Source organism: Variovorax robiniae (assembly GCF_037889955.1).
GTDB classification, from domain to species: domain Bacteria; phylum Pseudomonadota; class Gammaproteobacteria; order Burkholderiales; family Burkholderiaceae_C; genus Variovorax; species Variovorax robiniae.
The window spans coordinates 1-17442 of record NZ_JBBKZS010000016.1; the positions used below are offsets into that span (position 1 = coordinate 1).

Below are 17442 nucleotides of genomic sequence, written 5' to 3' on the forward strand. Positions count from 1 at the left end.
GAGACCATCGATGGGCGGGAACAGGGTGCTGTCGTCGCTCAGGACGAGGGTGTGGCCCTCGTGGTCGTGTTCCCAGCGGTAGCTGTAGCCCGCGGCCTCCCAGCGGCGGTGCAGGTAGTTGTGGTCGCTCTCGCCGATGCCCCCGCCCTGGGTGGCCATGGTGATGGGGGCGTCTTCGCCGCGCACGACCCATTTCCATTGGGGCAGGACGCCGTAGTCGCTGAAGATGAGCCGGGTCTGCTCCTGCAGGGTCTTGCGGTGGAACAGGCGGTTGTTGGTGCGCAGGCGCAGGTAGCGCAGCCAGGGGCCGAGTTCGGCTTCGTAGAAGGCCAGGTTGCCGTCGGTGCGAACGAGCCGGAAGGCGAAGACGATGCCGGTGAAGTGGCGCAGGGTGCCGTCGGGGCGCACCAGGGAGATGCACAGCATCCTGCCCTGCAGGTCCTTCAGGGGGATGTCGGCGTTGTCGCTGAGGAGTTCGACGGTGAACTCGAAGTCGCGGGAGAGGCCTTCACGGGCGTGCAGCCTGTTGACGACCAGTTCGGCGTTGGCGGGCTCGCCACCATGGGGAAAGGACAGGCGCAGGAGGCGGGCGTGCTGGCGGTCCTGGATGAGCGCGCGCAGCGTCCGGGCTCTGGTGGCCATGTGAAATCACTCCCTGTGAATCTTTTTTGGAGGGGCGATATTAGCCCGAATGGACTACTTTCACATCACCAACACGAGAGATTCTGGGAATTGATGGTCAATGACGAACGTTAACGACAACCGCCCCTCGTCGGAAGTCAGCAAGTGCGGCTACCAGCCCAGTCCAAGGTGCAGCGGCAGATAGACCGCCATCCCCGCCACGATGGTCCCCAGCACCCCATGGCGCTTGAAGTAATACACGGCGCCCGCCGCGGCTGCGTACAGCCGGGCGTCCTGCCATGTCGCGATGAAGTGGCCTTGCGTCATCACGATCTCGGGAATCACCACCGCAGCCAGTGCCGCCACCGGCGCGTAGTGCAGCGCCCGGTGTGCCCACGGCGGCAGGCCCCAGGGCCGGTCGAGGATGAAGAAGAAGCAGCGCGTGAGCACGCTGACGCCGGCCAGGCCGACGATGATCAGCAAGGTCGAGCCATCGGTGACTCCGCCGTTCACTTGTCGTCCCCCTCATCCGGGTCCAGCCCGAGCTTCTTCTCGAACCAGAAGCACAACAGCACCGCCACGCCGATGCCCACCACGATGTTGAGCTTGAGCGGCAGGCTGTATGCCATCACGGCCGTCGCGCCGGCAATGCCGATCGCCGCCATGCGCAGCTTGCTGGTCGCCATCGAGCACAGGATGGCGACCAGGCTCAGCACGCCCGCGAAACCCAGACCCCACGCCAGCGGGATGAAGTTGGCGAGCGCCACGCCGATCAGGCTCAGGCTCATCCATGCCACCCAGGTGATGAAGTAGCCGCCAGCCAGGAACGCCTCCTGCTCGTCACGCCCTGCCGCGTCCACCGCCGGCTCGGGATAGCGCCGCGTGAAGGTCACATAGCTGAGGTCGGCCGTCATGTAGCCGTTGACCAGCCGCCGCCAGCGCGGCGTGTGCATGAGGTAGGGCCGCAGGTGCAGGCTGAACACCACGAAGCGCAGGTTGACGCAGAAGCCGGTCGCCAGAATCACCCAGCCCGGCGCGCCCGCCATGAGCAGGGGGATGGCCGCCAGTTGCGAGCTGCCCGCATAGACCAGCAACGCCATGGCAACGGCCTCGAACACGCTCATGCCCGACTGCACCATCGCCACGCCCGTCATCAGGCCCCAGGCCGAGATGCCGACCGCCAGCGGCGCCATGTTGCGCGCACCCTCGCGGAAAGCGGGATGGTTGCGGACGGAGCGAAGGAAGAACAACGCTCAGCGCCCGAAGACCTGGCCCGGCCGTGCATCGAAGCCGCGCACGAAGTCCGCCACCGCGAGGCGCTTGCCTCCGGGGCGTTGGAGTTCGGTGACGACGACCGTCGAATCACGCGCCGCGACTGCCATGCCGACGGGCGTGACCTCCAAGATGGTTCCGGGGGCTTGGCCAGGCGTGGTGGATTCGACACGGGCGGCCCACAACTTGACTGTTTCGCCGCCCAGTTCGCTGCTGGCACCCGGAAACGGATCGAAGGCGCGAATGCGGCGCACGATGGCTTCGGCCGGCTGGTCCCAGTCGACTTTCGCCTCGTGCTTTTCGACCTTGTGGGCATAGGTCACGCCCTCGGCGGGTTGGCGCTCGGGCTTCAATCCATCCGCCTCGGCCAGGCGCAGCGCGTCGACAACGAGGCGTCCGCCCATCTCGGCCAACCGGTCGTGCAGCTTTGCAGTGCTGTCGTCGCCGATGGCAAGTGACTCGCGCAGCAGCATGTCGCCGGTGTCGAGCCCGGCGTCCATCTGCATGATGGTCACGCCGGTTTCCGCATCGCCGGCCTCGATGGCGCGGTGGATGGGCGCGGCGCCGCGCCAGCGCGGCAGCAAGCTCGCGTGGATGTTGAGGCAGCCGAGCCGTGGCAGGTCGAGCACCCACTGCGGCAGGATCAGGCCGTAGGCGGCCACGACCACGCAGTCCGCGTTGGCGGCCTGCAACACCTCACGCGCTTCGGCCGCATCCTCCGGGTACTTGCCGTCCAGGCGCAGGCTGCGCGGCTGCGCGACACGCCATCCGCGCAGCAAGGCCAGCGTCTTCACCGGCGAGGCTTGCAGCTTCATGCCGCGGCCGGCGGGACGGTCCGGTTGCGTCAGGACAAGGGCGATGTCGAAGCCGGCGGCATCGAGCCGGGCCAGCGCGGTCGCGGCAAAGGCGGGGGTGCCCGCAAAAACGATTCTCAAAGGGATGCTCGCAGGTTCAGCGGGTCAGGCGCTCGAGCGTCAGGTCGTCGCCGAGGTTGTAGTGGTCGACCAGGCCTTGCGGATCGACATAGATGTACAGCAGCCGGATCGTGTTGTGCCACTTGTAGCGCCAACTCCAGACGTCGCCTTTGAAGGAAGTCACCCGGCTGATTTCGTAGGGCCGGCCGTAGGTGCGCAGCACGTCGGGCACGCGCCACACGCCGGGCTGGATGGTGTTGCCGAACAGGCCCTCGTCGAGTTCCTGCGTGATCGACACCACCTTGCCGCTTCTGTCGAGGTCGACGTTGTTGACTTCGAAGCCGGCCGGCGCACGGGAATACTGCAGGCGCTCTCCACCGTCAGCGAGCGCATACGTCGCGGTGGGCGGTCCGAGTCGCTGGAGCGTCTCCGCGCGAGTGCTGTCCAGCGGGAGACGGGTCGGTTCACCGGCGCAACCGGCGAGAACACCCGCCAGGCTGAGCACCAGCACCGCAGCCAGCCCCTGCCGGCGGCGCAGCATGCTCATCCCCGGCCTTCGCGCTGTTCTTCGCGTTGCTGCTTGAGCATCTTGCTCTTGATGCGGTTGCGCTTCAGCGGCGACAGGTACTCGACGAACACCTTGCCCAGCAGGTGATCGAGTTCGTGCTGGATGCAGACCGCCAGCAAGCCGTCGGCCTCGATGGTGCGCGGTTCACCATCCAGGTCGAGGGCCGTGCAGCGCACGGAGGTGGAGCGTTCGACCCCGTCGTAGATGCCGGGCACCGACAAACAGCCCTCTTCGTTGACTACTTTTTCGTCACTCGCCCACACGATTTCGGGGTTGATCAATATCAGCGGGGCGTTACGCTCCTCCGAAACGTCAATGACCACGAGACGTTCATGCACATCGATCTGGGTGGCTGCGAGGCCGATGCCCTGGGCGTCGTACATGGTTTCCAGCATGTCGGCCACCAGAGCCTTGATGCGGGCGTCGACACCCTGCACCGGCTTGGCAACGGTGTGCAGGCGTTTGTCGGGGAAACTCAGAATGGGTCGTTTGGCCATGAAATCGTGCAGAAGTTGTGGCTATTTTCGCCAATTCCGCGACGCCTCGCGGACACCAAAAGGGATAAACGTTGCCCTCTCCAGGGCTTCAGCGCAAAATTCGTTGCAAATTGTGAGGATTCGTTTCCGCCATCTCCGTGGCGGTAGTGTGTGCACACCATCCAACTCATGAAAACATTCCGAACCATCGCCGGCTTGCGTTTAACTCCCCTTGCAACGGTCGCAGCCCTGGCGCTGTTCGGCACTGCCACCGTGGCCTCGGCGCAAAACTATCCTGTCACGCCGACGCAGCGCGCCACCGCCCAGCAGACGGCTCAGACCGGCATTCCGCTGAGCGAACTCGCGCCCAACGCACCGGATGAGTACACCGTCAAGCGCGGCGACACGCTCTGGGCCATCTCGCGCATGTACCTGCGCACGCCGTGGCGCTGGCCGGAGTTGTGGGGCATGAACCTCAACGACATCCGCAACCCGCACCTGATCTACCCGGGCCAGGTGCTGTACCTGGACAAGACCGGCGGTCGGGCCCGCCTGAGCACGCGCCGCGGCACCGGCGGGCCCGAGGGCACGATCAAGCTGTCCCCGCGTACGCGCAGCGAATCGCTGTCCGGCATGGCCTTGCCGACGCTGAACACGGCGCTGATCGAGCCCTTCCTCACCGAGCCGATCGTGACGGACGAGGACAGCGTCAGGCTGGCGCCGCGCATCGTGGCCGGCAACGACAACCACGTGCTGCTGTCCCGTGGCGACCGGGCCTATGCCCGCGGAGAAGCCAACGCGCCGCTGATCGAGAAGCCCGGCCCCATCAACCAGTACCGCGTGTTCCGCAATGCCACGCCACTGAAGGATCCGGCCACCGGTGAAATCCTCGGCTACGAGGCGCAGTACCTGGGCAAGGTCCAGTTGCAGCGCAGCGAGACGACCGAAACCATGATGCAGGATGGCAAGGAGGTCACCAGCGTGGTGCCTGCGACCATCGACGTCGTGGCGGCCAAGGAAGAAATCCGGGCCGGCGACCGCCTGCTGCCCGAACCGCCGCGCCAGTTGCTGAGCTACGCGCCGCGTGCGCCCTCCGGCACCATCACCAACGGTCGCATCATTTCCGTCTACGGCAATGCGGTGCAGTTCGCGGCGCAGAACCAGGTCGTGTCCATCAACAAGGGCACGCGCGACGGCCTCGAGACCGGCAACGTGCTGGCCATCCTGAAGAACGGCGAAACCATCGTCGACCGCACCAACGGCGGCAAGGAAACGCTGAAGCTGCCGAATGAACGCATCGGCCTGCTGATGGTGTTCCGCCCGTTCGAGAAGGTGTCGTACGCCCTCGTGCTGGAGATCAGCGACACTCCGAAGGCAGGGGACTTGCTGATCAACCCCTGAACAACAACAGGGGAGTGGGCAGGGAGTGGAACGTGAAGAACTCGAGGGTTGGCTGCGGCTGACCCTCACGCCGGGCGTGGGCGACATCACCGCGCGCAAGCTGCTGGGTGCCTTCGGGCTGCCCGGCGATGTGTTCCGGCAGACGCCGGCCGCCCTGGGGCAGGTCGTATCGGAGGCCTGCGTCGAGGCGCTCCAGCAAGCGCCTGCGGGGCTCGAATCCCTCGCCGAATAGACGTGGGAATGGCTGCACGGCAGCGATGCCACCGGTGCTGTGCGGCGCGTGCTGACGCTTGGCGATGCCGGCTATCCGGCCGCGTTGCTGCAGATGCCCGATCCGCCACCGATGCTCTACACGCTGGCTGCCGATGGCTTCGACCTGACGCAGGCCGATCGCAGCCTGGCGATGGTCGGAAGCCGCAATCCGACGCCGCAGGGGCTTTCCAATGCGCGCGCATTTGCGCAGGCGCTGGGCGAGGCGAACATCGTGGTCGTGTCGGGACTGGCGCTTGGCATCGATGGTGCGGCGCACCAGGGCGCACTGGACGCAGCCGGAAGCGCTGAGCGGCTGGCGACGATCGCCTTTGTCGGCACCGGACTCGACCGCGTCTATCCGGCACGCCACCGCGACCTGGCGCGCCGCATCGTCGGGCAAGGCATGCTGGTCAGCGAATATCCCCTCGGTACGCCGCCGCTCAACCAGAACTTTCCCAAGCGCAACCGGCTGATCGCCGGCCTCTCGCAGGGCACGCTGGTCGTCGAGGCCGCGCTGCAATCCGGCTCGCTGATCACGGCCCGGCTGGCGACCGAGCAAGGCAAGGAAGTCTTTGCGATCCCCGGCTCGATCCACGCGCCGCAGTCGCGCGGCTGCCATGCGCTGATCCGGCAGGGGGCCAAGCTGATCGAGTCGGTGCAGGACATCCTGGAGGAATTGCGCTTTCCTGCCGCGCCCGGTTCAATGGCAGGCAACACCCATGCAACCTGCCTTTCGAACACCATGGAATCCGGGAACCCACTGATCGAAGCCCTCGGCCACGACCCGGTCAGCCTGGATGCGCTGACCGCGCGCACCGGCTGGAGCGCCGCCGAACTTCAGGTCAAGCTGCTGGAACTCGAACTGGAAGGCCATGTGGCGCGACTGCCAGGCGGCTTGTTCCAACGCATTGCTTCGGCTTGAACTGCGCCGCCAAGAGGTCTGTTCCTGGGCCCCGTGGAACCGGCCCTGCCGGTCTGCCGGATGCGCCACTCGATCGAGGAGCTGACGGCCACGGCCGGTGCAGCTTGGACAGCCTGCAAGAGCAGCCGCCTCTGAGCGCCCGCCCTTAGGGCATAGGGCGCTTCGGGGGTGGGCCAATCCAGGCGCCTGGGCTATATTGGGGCATGTTCGAAGTGCTCGTATTCGTCTATGAAAACTACTGGCGCGGCGACGCGTGCCCGGAACCCGAGCAACTGGGCCGCAAGCTCAGCGCGCACGGCTTCGACCACGACGAAATCCGCGAGGCGCTTCAGTGGCTGGATGGCCTGAGCCTCGCCACCCGGGGCGCCCAATTGAGATTCGAAGGCGACGGCAGCACCGCCACCGTCACCCTGCGCGGTCCTGACGAGGCCGCCCTGCCCCAGTCCGCCCATGCGATGCGCGTCTACTCCGGTGCCGAGCAGGACCACTTGGGCGCCGAGTGCCTGGGTTTCATCAACTTCCTCGAAGCCTCGAATGTGCTCGACGGCGGCTTGCGCGAGATCGTCATCGAGCGCGCCATGGCGGCGCCGGGCGACCCGGTGGCGCTGGACGAGCTGAAGATCATCGTGCTGATGGTGCACTGGAGCACCGGCATCGAGCCCGACGCGCTGGTGCTCGACGAGCTCTGCGAAACCCGCGCCGGTCGGATCGCGCACTGAATAAAAGCCCACCCCCGAAGCGCCTGCGGCGCTTCCCACTCAAGGGGGCGCACCCAGCGGCCCGGCAAAGCCGGTTCCGCGGGTGCCCACGAACAACGCCGGGAGGACGCAGTGCGCCTGCGGCCGGCACGCCTCGAATAACCGCCGCTTCCGGCTGAAATCCTGGCCCTAGTTCAGCAAGCGCTCAGGATTGGCATCGAGCTTGGCCAGCGCCTCGCGCGTGGCGCGGACGGTGAGCGTTTCCTCTTCCGCCGGCACCAGCAGGCCGGCCTGCAGGTAGGACGCGAGCCGCCCGGCCTGGATCAGGAAGTTCTTTCCATGGGTCGCGGCAAACAGGTGCAGTTGCTTGCGGTCGCTGCGCCAGACGAACTGGACCTGGTTCACGCGGCCATTGTGGTCGAGCATGAACCAGGTGCCGACCTGGAGTTCATGCGCCCAGGCCAGCATGTCCTCGCTGACCTTGGTGCCCGCGTTCGGAATGACTTCGATCGACGCGGCATCCACGCCCAGCAGCAGTTCGATGCTGCCGGCATCAATCGGCAGTTCGCCCGAGACATCGCCGGCCTCGTCGGTGACGAAATCCTCGAGATTGGCCAGGCGCTTGGCCATGGCTTCGATCTGCGCGGTGGGAATGGCTTCCGTCTTCGACATGAAGGCGTCGGCCAGGGTGTCGCCGATGATCTTGATGTGCTGTTCCTGCGGCTCGCCCACGATGCCCAGCAAGGTCATGCCGGAGCGCAGTCGCTGCAGCAGCTTGGGCAGGTCCTGGATCACGCGGGTGCGGTCGTTGCGGTTGGGCTTGGCGCTGGCCGCCCAGACCAGTTCGGAGGCGGCGCGCTTGAGCGTCACGGTCTGCTCGTCCTGCCCGCCGTAGCGCAGCGCGGCAATGGCCAGCACCTCGGCCCAGACCTTGAACAGGAACTCGCGGATCTCCTCGCGCACCGGCATGTCGTTGAGCATCTTGCGCAACTCGATGGTGTACTGGATCGCCATCGTTTCCTTCTGCTCGACCTGCTGCGCCACGCTCATGAGGCGTTGAGTGGCATCACTCTGCGTCAGGTACTTGTTCAGGAAGGCGACGAATTCGTCGAACACCAGCTTGAACACGCGCTGGCCGGTTTCCGGGTATTGCTCGATCACCTGCACCACGCGGCGGATCTCGCCTTCGAGCGCGCTGCCCGAGATGGCGGCCGCGTCGAAGCCCATGACGCAGGAGCCCATGCGGTCGATCAGCATGCGCGCAGGATGCTGCAGCGTGCCGAAGAACTCGGGCTCGGCGATCGCCACGCGCAGCACCGGCATCTGCAGCCGCGCGAACCATACGCGGGCCGAGAACGGGATGCGCTCCTCAGCCAGGATAGCCTGGAACATCAGCGCCACGATCTCGACCGTGGCCTTGTCGGCGGTGGTCGGCGCCTTTTTCTTGAGTTCGGCGCTGCGCCGGCGCAGGTCGACGGCCGTCTGCTGCACGGCCGTCGCTTCGTCGGCGGCCAGCAGGTACTGCGATGCGGCAATCTGGTAGGCGGCCTCGGCGTCCGCGATGGCCGCGGCAAAGGCTGCGCCGCCGACGCCGCCACTGACGCCGCCCGCCATTCCGCCGCCGCCACCACCGACACTTCCCACACTTCCGACGCCGCCAACCATACCGCCGCCCGACGCCCGGACACCCACGCCGGTGGCGCCGACCCCGCCGCCCATCGCGCCGCCGCGCTGGGCCACGGTTTCACCGCCGATGCGCGCGGTCACGAAGCGCTTGAGGTTCAGCAGCACGCCCTGGGCGCGTTGGCGCGCCACGAAAAAGGGCGAACCGCCCATGCCATCCATCATGCCCACGGCCGCACCGCCGTAGCCACGGCCGCTGGAAGCCCCGCCGTTGCCGTTGCCGCCACTGACGCCAGCCCCCTGCGGGCCATGCACCACGCCGATCTGCGCAGGTGCAAAGCTGCCAGGCGGAATGCCGAAGCCGCCCGCGTAGCCGCCACCACCGCCCCGGTGCACGCCGCCGCCCTGCACGCCTCCAACGAATCCGGCAGCCGCCCCGCCGCCGAATCCGCCGCTGCCGCTGTGCGCATGCATGCCGCCCGCTTCATGGGCAAAGCTGCCGCCCAGGGCGCCGGAGTTGGTGACGGCGCCGGTGCGCTTGACGAAATTCTTGAGGTCGATCTCCGGCATCACGCCCTTGGAGATCAGGAAGGCGTTGGCATCGTGATAGGCGCCCACCACGACTTCCAGCAGCCGGTTGTGGACGACTTCCTGCACCTTGGTCCAGAGTTGCCGGCTGAGCCCGGCCGCCAGCCATTGCTCCACCAGCATCTTGGCCAGCGACTCGGGTCGCAGCACGTCCTTGGAATCGAGCTCGGTCGTGCCTTCCAGGTGCTGGATGCGCAGGCGCAGGTCGTTCAGCTCGAAGCTGGCCTTGTCCTGGATCACCAGCGCCAGCCGCGACGAGAGGATGTTGTTTTCCACCACCTCGTCGCCGATGAGTTCCAGCGAGGACAACGAATTGTGCGAACTGCCGGTGCTCGCGGACACCTGCGCCAGGGCCTTGCGCCAGCTTTCCTGCGCCAGTGAAACCCAGTTCGATTCCTTGGTCCGGAAATTCAGGAAGTCGTCGCGGTGCTCCTGCATCTCGCGCGCATTGCCGACGGCCTGCGACAGCGAAGTCAAGCGCTCCCGGATGGCATGCGCGGACGGCGCGATCACCGCGCCGGTGGCGGTCACGAAACGCTCGCGGGCCTCACGGGCTAGCTGCAAGGAGGCGACGTGGGACCGCTGGGTGCTCATGAATAAATCTGGACGGCTCGAGAACTATGGCAATCGCAGAGCTTGCATCGGGAAGCGTTTTGACACAAGGCCCGTTGCATGCTCGCCAACCCGCAATTTTCGGTCTATGGATCACACCACGGCGCCGGCGTTCGGATCGTCCGGATCGCCATCGCGCTTGACCGGACCCTTGACCAGGTCCTCGCGCTTGACGCCCAGCCACATGGCAATGGCCGCCGCCACGAAGGCCGAGGAATAGATGCCGAAGCAGATGCCGATGGTCAGCGCCAGCGCAAAGTAGTGCAGCGTCGGGCCGCCGAAGAAGAACATCGACAGCACCACCAGTTGCGTGGAGCCGTGGGTGATGATGGTCCGGCTGATGGTGGAGGTGATCGCGCTGTCGATGATCTCGTGCGTGTTCAGCTTGCGGTAGCGCCGGAAGTTCTCGCGTACGCGGTCGAAGATCACGACCGATTCATTCACCGAATAGCCCAGCACCGCCAGCACCGCCGCCAGCACCGCCAGCGAGAACTCCCACTGGAAGAAGGCGAAGAAGCCCAGGATGATGACCACGTCGTGCAGGTTGGCCAGCACGGTGGCCAGCGCGAACTTCCATTCGAAGCGGAAGGCCAGGTAGATCATGATGCCGACCACCACCATGCCGAGCGCCTTGAGCCCGTTGGTGGTGAGTTCGTCACCGACCTGCGGGCCGACGAATTCATTGCCACGCAACACGACTTCAGGGTCGACCGCCTTCAGCGCGCCCATGACCTGCTCGCTCTGCTGGGCCGAGCTCATGCCTTTTTGCACCGGCAGGCGGATCTGAACATCGCGCGAGGTGCCGAAGTTCTGCACCTGCACATCGGCATAGCCCAGCTTGGCAATGGTCTCGCGCACCTTGCCGACGTCGGCTGACTGCTTGTAGGCGACTTCCATCACCGTGCCGCCAGTGAACTCCACCGACAGGTGCAAGCCGCGGTGGAACAGGAAGAAGACCGCCAGCGCGAAGGTAATGAAAGACACCGCGTTCAGGATCAGCGCATGGCGCATGAACGGGATGGTCTTGTGGATGCGAAAGAACTCCATGTGATCGTCCTGTTCTTATTCGGCCACGGCCGCGTCGTCGGTCTTGGGGCGCCAGACGGTGCCGATGGAGACGGTCTTGAGTTTCTTCTTTCGGCCGTACCAGAAGTTCACCAGGCCGCGCGAGAAGAACACGGCCGAGAACATGGAGGTGACGATGCCGATGCAGTGGACCACCGCGAAGCCGCGCACCGGACCGGAGCCGAAGGCCAGCAAGGCCACCCCCGCGATCAGCGTGGTCACGTTGGAGTCGAGGATGGTGCCCCAGGCGCGGTCATAGCCGGCATGGATGGCCGCCTGTGGCGCCGCGCCGTTGCGCAACTCCTCCCGCACGCGCTCGTTGATCAGCACGTTGGAGTCGATCGCCACGCCGATGGCCAGTGCCATGGCGGCGATGCCGGGCAAGGTGAGCGTGGCTTGCAGGATGGAGAGCACGGCCACCAGCAGGAGCAGGTTGACGGCCAGCGCGATCGACGAGAACACGCCGAACAGCGCGTAGTAGATGCACATGAACACCATGATCGCGGCGAAGCCGTACATCACGCTGTCGAAGCCCTTGGCAATGTTGTCGGCGCCGAGGCTCGGGCCGATGGTGCGTTCCTGGATGATTTCCATGGGCGCGGCCAGCGAGCCGGCGCGCAGCAGCAGCGCCAGGTTGTTGGCATCGACCGAGCTCATCGCGCCGGAGATGCTGAAGTGCGTGCCCAGTTCACCGCGTATGGTGGCGACCGAGATCGCCTGGCCCTTGCCCTTTTCGAACAGCAGGATGGCCATCAGCTTGCCGATGTTCTCGCGGCTGGTGTCGCGCATGATGCGGCCGCCCTTGGCGTCCAGGTCGAGCGACACGTTGGGCAGGTTCTGCTGCTGGTCGAGGCCGGCGCGGGCGTCGGTGAGGTTCTCGCCGGTGACGAGCACCTGCTTCTTGACGATCACCGGCTGGCCGTTGACGTCGGGGAATTTCTCGGAGCCGAAGGGCACGGGGCCGCCGGTCTTGGCGGCGCGGGCCTCGGCGCTCTCGTCGACCATGCGCATCTCGAGCGTGGCGGTGCGGCCCAGGATGTCCTTGGCGCGTGTCGGATCCTGCACGCCGGGCAGTTGCACCACGATGCGATCGATGCCCTGCTGCTGGATCACCGGCTCGGCCACGCCGAGTTCGTTGATGCGGTTGTGCAGCGTCGTCACGTTCTGCTTGAGCGCGTCGCCCTGGATGCGAACCGCAGCCTCAGGCCGGAAATTGGCCTTCAACAGGTAGTCGTCGCCCTCGCGACTGTCGGTGGTGACGAGGTCGGGCTGCTGGTCCTGGAACAGGCGCTTGGCGGCCTCCAGCGCGGCCGCATCGCGCGCGCGCACCTCCACGGTCTGGCCATTGCGGGTGACCGACGCGCCACGCACGCTCTTGTCGCGCAGCGACGTGCGAACGTCGCCGGCGATCGTCTCGGCCCGCTTGTCGAGCACGCCCTTCATGTCGACCTGCAGCAGGAAATCCACACCGCCGCGGAGGTCCAAGCCCAAGTACATCGGGTAGGCATGCAGGGCGGTGAGCCAGTTCGGCGAGCGCGACACCAGGTTCAGCGCCACCACGTACGAGGGCTCCTCGGGATTCGGCACGAACGCATGCTGCAGGGCGTCGCGCGCCTTCAGCTGGTCATCGGTGGTCGTGAAGCGCACACGCACGGCCGATGCGTCGAGCGTCAGCAGGTCGGGCTTGAGACCGGCGGTCTTGAGCGCCTCCTCGACACGGGCCTGGGTCGTCGCGTCGATCTTGGTGGTCGACTTCGCCGGCGACACCTGCACGGCAGGCGCCTCGCCGAAGAAATTGGGCAGCGCGTAGATCAGCCCCAACAGGAGCACGATCACGATGATGGTGTACTTCCAGACCGGATATCGATTCATGGCGGGAGGTTGAGCGTTGGAAGTTCGACTTGGCGCAGGGGTTGCCGGGGTCTGCCCCCGGCCGGCGAGCGATTACTTGATCGCGCCCTTGGGCAGCACCTGGATGACGGCGCTGCGCTGGATCTTGATCTCGACGCCGTTGGCGACTTCGAGGCCAAGGTACTGGTCGTTGATGGACGTGATCTTGCCGAGCACGCCGCCGCCGGTGACGACCTCATCGCCCTTGGCCAGCGCCTCGATCATGGCGCGGGCTTCCTTCTGGCGCTTCTGCTGCGGGCGGATGATGACGAAGTAGAAGACGGCGAAGATGGCAATCATCATCGGCAGTTGCAGGCCGCCGAAGGCAGACAACATGTCGCCGCCGGCAGCGGGAGCGGCAGGAGCAGCGGCGGTCTGGGCGAAGGCAGAGGAAATGAACAAGGGAGTCTCCAGCAGAGGATGTCAATAACGCGGGCGATGCCCGCGGCAATTCGCGGCGACCGCGGGGTGCGGCCATGCGGCGCAGGACCATGCCCGCGCGCAAGCACCGGGCATTGTATTCGTGGGGGCAGCCGCCGCTGGCGGCTAATCCGGCGCTGCGAACGGGGCTTTGAAAGTGGCGCGCGAGGCTGCTGTGCCGCGACTCACGCGAGGGTGGGCAATGCCTGTTCGTGGGCACACGCGGAGCCGGCTTTGCACTGGGCTGCCGGGTGCGCCCAATCGGGGCTCGGCCCCGCGGCTCCAGCCCGCCTGCGCGACCCGCAAGAGCAGCCCCGTCAAGCGGCCGCTCGTGGGCGGGGAGGTGGGCTTGGCTTCAGGCCGCCGCGCGGGACGCCTGCGGCTGGCGCCACTGCGTCATGAGCGCGGCCCAGCGGGTGCGGGCCGCCGCCAGGTTACGGTCCTTCACATGGCCATAGCCTCGGATCTGCTCCGGCAGCGCGGCGATTTCCAGCGCCGTGGCATGGTTGGCGGCGGTCAGGCCGGACATCACTTCCTCGATGCTCGCCTTGTATTCACCGATCAGCGCACGCTCGGTCTTGCGCTCCTCGGTGCGGCCGAAGACGTCGAGCGCGGTGCCGCGTAGGCCCTTGAGCGAGGCCAGGATCTTGAAACCGGTCAGCATGCCCGGCCCGAACTTCTTCTTCTGCAACTCACCCTTCGCGTTCTTCTTCGCGGTGAGCGGCGGCGCCAGGTGGTAGTTGAGCTTGAAGTCGCCTTCGAACATGCCGTTGACGCGGTCCAGGAACGATTGGTCGGTGTGCAGGCGCGCGACCTCGTATTCGTCCTTGTAGGCCATGAGCTTGAACAGGTAGCGGGCCACGGCCTCGGTCAGCGTGTTCTTGCCGACACGCGCCGTCTCGACCTGCTGCACGCGGCCGACGAAGGCCTTGTATTGTTCGGCATAGGCGGCGTTCTGGTACTGCGTCAGGAACTCGACGCGGCGCTTGACCAGGCTTTCGACCGTCTCGCGCTTCTTGAATTCGATCACCTGGCCAGGCGTCACCAACTTCTGCACCGCGGCAGGACTGTGCGCGGCGCGGCGACCCCATTCGAAGGCGGTCTTGTTGTTCTCGACCGCCACTGCGTTCAGCTCGATCGCCCGCATCAGCGACTCATGCTCCAGCGGCACCCAGCCCTTTTGCCAGGCAAAGCCGAGGAGCATCGGGTTGGCATAGAGGCTGTCGCCCATCAGCGCGACGGCCGTGGCATCGGCATCGAAGCTGGCCAGGCCATCGGCGCCGACGGCGCGGGCGATCTCGTTGGCGCAATCGTCCTGCGGATTGGTCCAGTTGGCATTGCGCACGAAGGCCGCCGTCGGCGCGCCGTGGCTGTTGAGCGCGACGTGGGTGCGCCCTTCGCGCATGCGGGCCAGCGTCTCGCCGTTGACCGCCACCAGCGGGTCGGCTGCGAGGACCAGGTCTGCCGCGGCCGTGCCCACGCGCGTCGTGCGGATCGCGTCTTGCGACTCGCCGATCAGCACATGGCTCCAGGTCGCGCCGCCCTTCTGCGCCAGACCGGCCGCATCCTGCGTGACGATGCCCTTGCCCTCGATGTGCGAGGCCATGCCAAGCAACTGGCCGATGGTGATGACGCCGGTGCCGCCGACGCCGGCCACCACCACGCCCCACACTTGGCCGGGCTTCAGTAGCGGCAGCACGGGCTCGGACATCTCGCCCATCTCGAAGGGCGAATTGGCCTTGCCCTTGGACTTCTTCTTGAGCTGGCCGCCCTCGACGGTGACGAAGCTCGGGCAGAAGCCCTTGAGGCAGCTCATGTCCTTGTTGCAGGTGCTCTGGTTGATGGTGCGCTTGCGGCCGAATTCGGTCTCCAGCGGCTCCACGCTCAGGCAATTGCTCTGCACGCCGCAGTCGCCGCAGCCTTCGCAGACCAGTTCGTTGATGACCACGCGCTTGGCCGGATCGACGGCCGTGCCCCGCTTGCGGCGGCGGCGCTTCTCGGTGGCGCAGGTCTGGTCGTAGATGATGGCGGTGGTGCCCTTGATCTCGCGGAACTCGCGCTGGATCTCGTCGAGCAGGTCGCGATGCTTCACTTCGACATGGTCGCCGGGGACGCTGACGCCCTGGTACTTCTCGGGCTCGTCGGTGACGATGACGACCTTCTTCGCGCCCTCGGCATGCATGCTCTCGGCGATCTGCAGCACCGAATGGCCCTCGGGGCGCTCGCCGACCTGCTGGCCGCCGGTCATGGCGACGGCATCGTTGTAGAGGATCTTGTAGGTGATGTTGACGCCGGCCGCGATGCTCTGGCGGATCGCGAGCAGGCCGCTGTGGAAGTAGGTGCCGTCGCCGAGGTTGGCGAAGATGTGCTGGTCGGTGGTGAAGGGCTGCTGGCCGACCCATGGCACGCCCTCGCCACCCATCTGCGTGAAGCCGATGGTCGAGCGGTCCATCCAGGTCGCCATGAAGTGGCAGCCGATGCCGCCCATGGCGCGCGAGCCTTCCGGCACGACGGTGCTGGTGTTGTGCGGGCAGCCCGAGCAGAACCAGGGCTGGCGCGCATCCTTCACTCCGCCTGCCTGCAGCACTTCCATCGAGCGCTCCTTGGCCTCGAGGATCGCCAGTTGCGCATCGATGCGCGCGACCATGTCGCTGCCGGCCTGTTCGAGCAAGCCGGTCTTCTTCAGGCGTTGCGCGATGGCCTTGGCGATCAGCGCCGGGTTCAGGTCGGCATTGGCGCGCAGCAGCGTATGCGAGGTCGGATTGGGCATCGACCATTCGCCGCCCGAGTAGCCCTCGGCCGCATGCACTTCGCCTTCGTCGTACTTGCCGACCACGTTGGGCCGCACGTCGGAGCGCCAGTTGTAGAGCTCTTCCTTGAGCTGGTATTCGATGACCTGGCGCTTTTCCTCGACCACGAGGATTTCCTGCAGGCCCGTCGCGAAGTCGCGCGTGAGCTGCGCTTCCAGCGGCCACACGACGGCCACCTTGTGCAGCCGGATGCCGAGTTGGCGGCAGGCGTCGTCGTCGAGGCCGAGGTCGATCAGCGCCTGGCGCGTGTCGTTGAAGGCCTTGCCGCTGGCCATGATGCCGAAGCGGTCGTTCGGGCCTTCGATGACGTTGTGGTTGAGCCGGTTGGCGCGGATGTAGGCCAGCGCGGCATACCACTTGTAGTGCATGAGCCGGGCTTCCTGCTCCAGCGCATGGTCGGGCCAGCGGATGTGCAGGCCGCCGGGCGGCATCTGGAAGTCGGTGGGGATGACGATCTCGACGCGCTCGGGGTCGATCATCGCGGTGGCGCTGGATTCGACGATCTCCTGGATCGTCTTCATGCCGGACCAGACGCCGGAGAAGCGGCTCATCGCGAAGGCATGGATGCCGAGGTCCAGGATTTCCTGCACGTTGGTCGGGAAGAACACCGGCGTGCCGCAGGCCTTGAAGATGTGGTCGCTCTGGTGCGCCGCGGTCGAGCTCTTGGAGATGTGGTCGTCGCCGGCCACCGCGATGACGCCGCCGAACTCTGTCGTGCCGGCCATGTTGGCATGCTTGAAGACGTCGGAGCAGCGGTCCACGCCCGGGCCCTTGCCGTACCAGATGCCGAAGACGCCGTCGAACTTGTTGGTGCCCTGGGGGGAGAAGCCGAGTTGCTGGGTGCCCCAGAGCGCGGTGGCGGCCAACTCTTCATTGACGCCCGGCTGGAACACGATGTTCTGCGCCTTCAGGAACTTGCTGGCCTTCCACAGGGCCTGGTCGTAGCCGCCGAGGGGCGAGCCGCGGTAGCCGCTGATGAAGCCGGCCGTGTTCTTGCCGTTGTGCTGGTCGCGCAGGCGCTGCAGCATGGGCAGCTTGACGAGGGCTTGAACGCCGCTCATGAAGGCGCGGCCATAGTCCAACGAGTATTTGTCGTCGAGCGTGACGGTCTCGAGGGCCTTGCGGATGTGCTCGGGAAGCGGGGCGTTCATGTGTCGGTCTCCAGTGGCTTTGCCTCGTGGGCGTGGCTGAAAAAGTTGCCTTTGAACCCTTGTAGGGCGCTCCCCAATAGTGACGCAAAGTGTATGCCTGAGCTTTGGATAGGTGCTTGCGTTCTCTGCCTCGCAAACCCGCATTCCAGAAAGGATCTT

At 66.2% G+C, this 17442-nt stretch carries 13 protein-coding genes and 1 pseudogene; 3 read left to right on the plus strand and 11 right to left on the minus strand.

Annotated features, from left to right (window positions below):
- The 6 genes from WKW79_RS27310 to def all read right to left on the minus strand — a co-directional run.
- A partial coding sequence (locus tag WKW79_RS27310) for a type VI secretion system Vgr family protein (protein ID WP_340338370.1) occupies window positions 1–642 on the minus strand: 642 nt, incomplete at its 3' end.
- A gap of 150 nt (window positions 643–792) precedes the next feature.
- Entirely contained in the window at window positions 793–1134 is a 342-nt protein-coding gene (locus tag WKW79_RS27315) for an AzlD domain-containing protein (protein WP_340338371.1), read from the minus strand.
- Window positions 1131–1814: an AzlC family ABC transporter permease gene (locus tag WKW79_RS27320; protein ID WP_422823977.1), complete on the minus strand. Its 684-nt coding sequence runs from the start codon at window positions 1812–1814 to the stop codon at window positions 1131–1133. The genes WKW79_RS27315 and WKW79_RS27320 overlap by 4 nt, the downstream gene beginning before the upstream one ends.
- A 60-nt stretch (window positions 1815–1874) precedes the next feature.
- Window positions 1875–2828: a methionyl-tRNA formyltransferase gene (gene fmt / locus WKW79_RS27325; RefSeq protein WP_340338373.1), complete on the minus strand. Its 954-nt coding sequence runs from the start codon at window positions 2826–2828 to the stop codon at window positions 1875–1877.
- Between the two features lie 16 nt (window positions 2829–2844).
- Window positions 2845–3354 (minus strand): hypothetical protein, encoded by a 510-nt coding sequence (locus tag WKW79_RS27330; protein WP_340338374.1) that lies wholly within the window; start codon window positions 3352–3354, stop codon window positions 2845–2847.
- Window positions 3351–3872 carry a peptide deformylase gene (gene def, locus WKW79_RS27335; RefSeq protein WP_340338375.1) on the minus strand — a complete coding sequence of 174 codons (522 nt, stop codon included), beginning with the start codon at window positions 3870–3872 and terminating at the stop codon, window positions 3351–3353. Before def ends, WKW79_RS27330 begins: the two co-directional genes overlap by 4 nt.
- A gap of 168 nt (window positions 3873–4040) precedes the next feature.
- Between def and WKW79_RS27340 the strand changes: the two genes are divergently transcribed.
- The 3 genes and pseudogenes from WKW79_RS27340 (at window position 4041) to WKW79_RS27350 (ending at window position 7145) form a co-directional block, all read left to right on the plus strand.
- Window positions 4041–5252 carry a LysM peptidoglycan-binding domain-containing protein gene (locus tag WKW79_RS27340; protein ID WP_340338376.1) on the plus strand — a complete coding sequence of 404 codons (1212 nt, stop codon included), beginning with the start codon at window positions 4041–4043 and terminating at the stop codon, window positions 5250–5252.
- A 25-nt stretch (window positions 5253–5277) separates the two neighbouring features.
- A pseudogene (dprA, locus tag WKW79_RS27345) lies at window positions 5278–6426 on the plus strand (DNA-processing protein DprA).
- Window positions 6427–6629: 203 nt separating this feature from the next.
- Window positions 6630–7145, plus strand: coding sequence for a Smg family protein (locus tag WKW79_RS27350; RefSeq protein ID WP_340338377.1), 516 nt, complete (start codon window positions 6630–6632; stop codon window positions 7143–7145).
- A gap of 168 nt (window positions 7146–7313) precedes the next feature.
- On the opposite strand, the gene WKW79_RS27355 is transcribed toward WKW79_RS27350, so the two are convergent.
- From WKW79_RS27355 to WKW79_RS27375, 5 genes are all read right to left on the minus strand, one after another.
- Window positions 7314–9929: a DUF1631 family protein gene (locus WKW79_RS27355; protein WP_340338378.1), complete on the minus strand. Its 2616-nt coding sequence runs from the start codon at window positions 9927–9929 to the stop codon at window positions 7314–7316.
- A 111-nt stretch (window positions 9930–10040) separates the two neighbouring features.
- Window positions 10041–10994, minus strand: a complete 954-nt coding sequence (gene secF, locus WKW79_RS27360) for a protein translocase subunit SecF (RefSeq protein ID WP_340338379.1) — start codon at window positions 10992–10994, stop codon at window positions 10041–10043.
- Window positions 10995–11009: 15 nt separating this feature from the next.
- The gene (secD, locus tag WKW79_RS27365; RefSeq protein ID WP_340338380.1) at window positions 11010–12884 is read right to left on the minus strand and encodes a protein translocase subunit SecD; all 1875 of its coding nucleotides are present in this window, start codon (window positions 12882–12884) and stop codon (window positions 11010–11012) included.
- 72 nt (window positions 12885–12956) lie between these two features.
- Window positions 12957–13304, minus strand: a complete 348-nt coding sequence (gene yajC / locus WKW79_RS27370) for a preprotein translocase subunit YajC (RefSeq protein WP_340338381.1) — start codon at window positions 13302–13304, stop codon at window positions 12957–12959.
- 373 nt (window positions 13305–13677) lie between these two features.
- On the minus strand, window positions 13678–17283 hold the full coding sequence (locus WKW79_RS27375) for an indolepyruvate ferredoxin oxidoreductase family protein (RefSeq protein WP_340338382.1): 3606 nt from the start codon (window positions 17281–17283) through the stop codon (window positions 13678–13680).
- Window positions 17284–17442 lie beyond the last annotated feature (159 nt).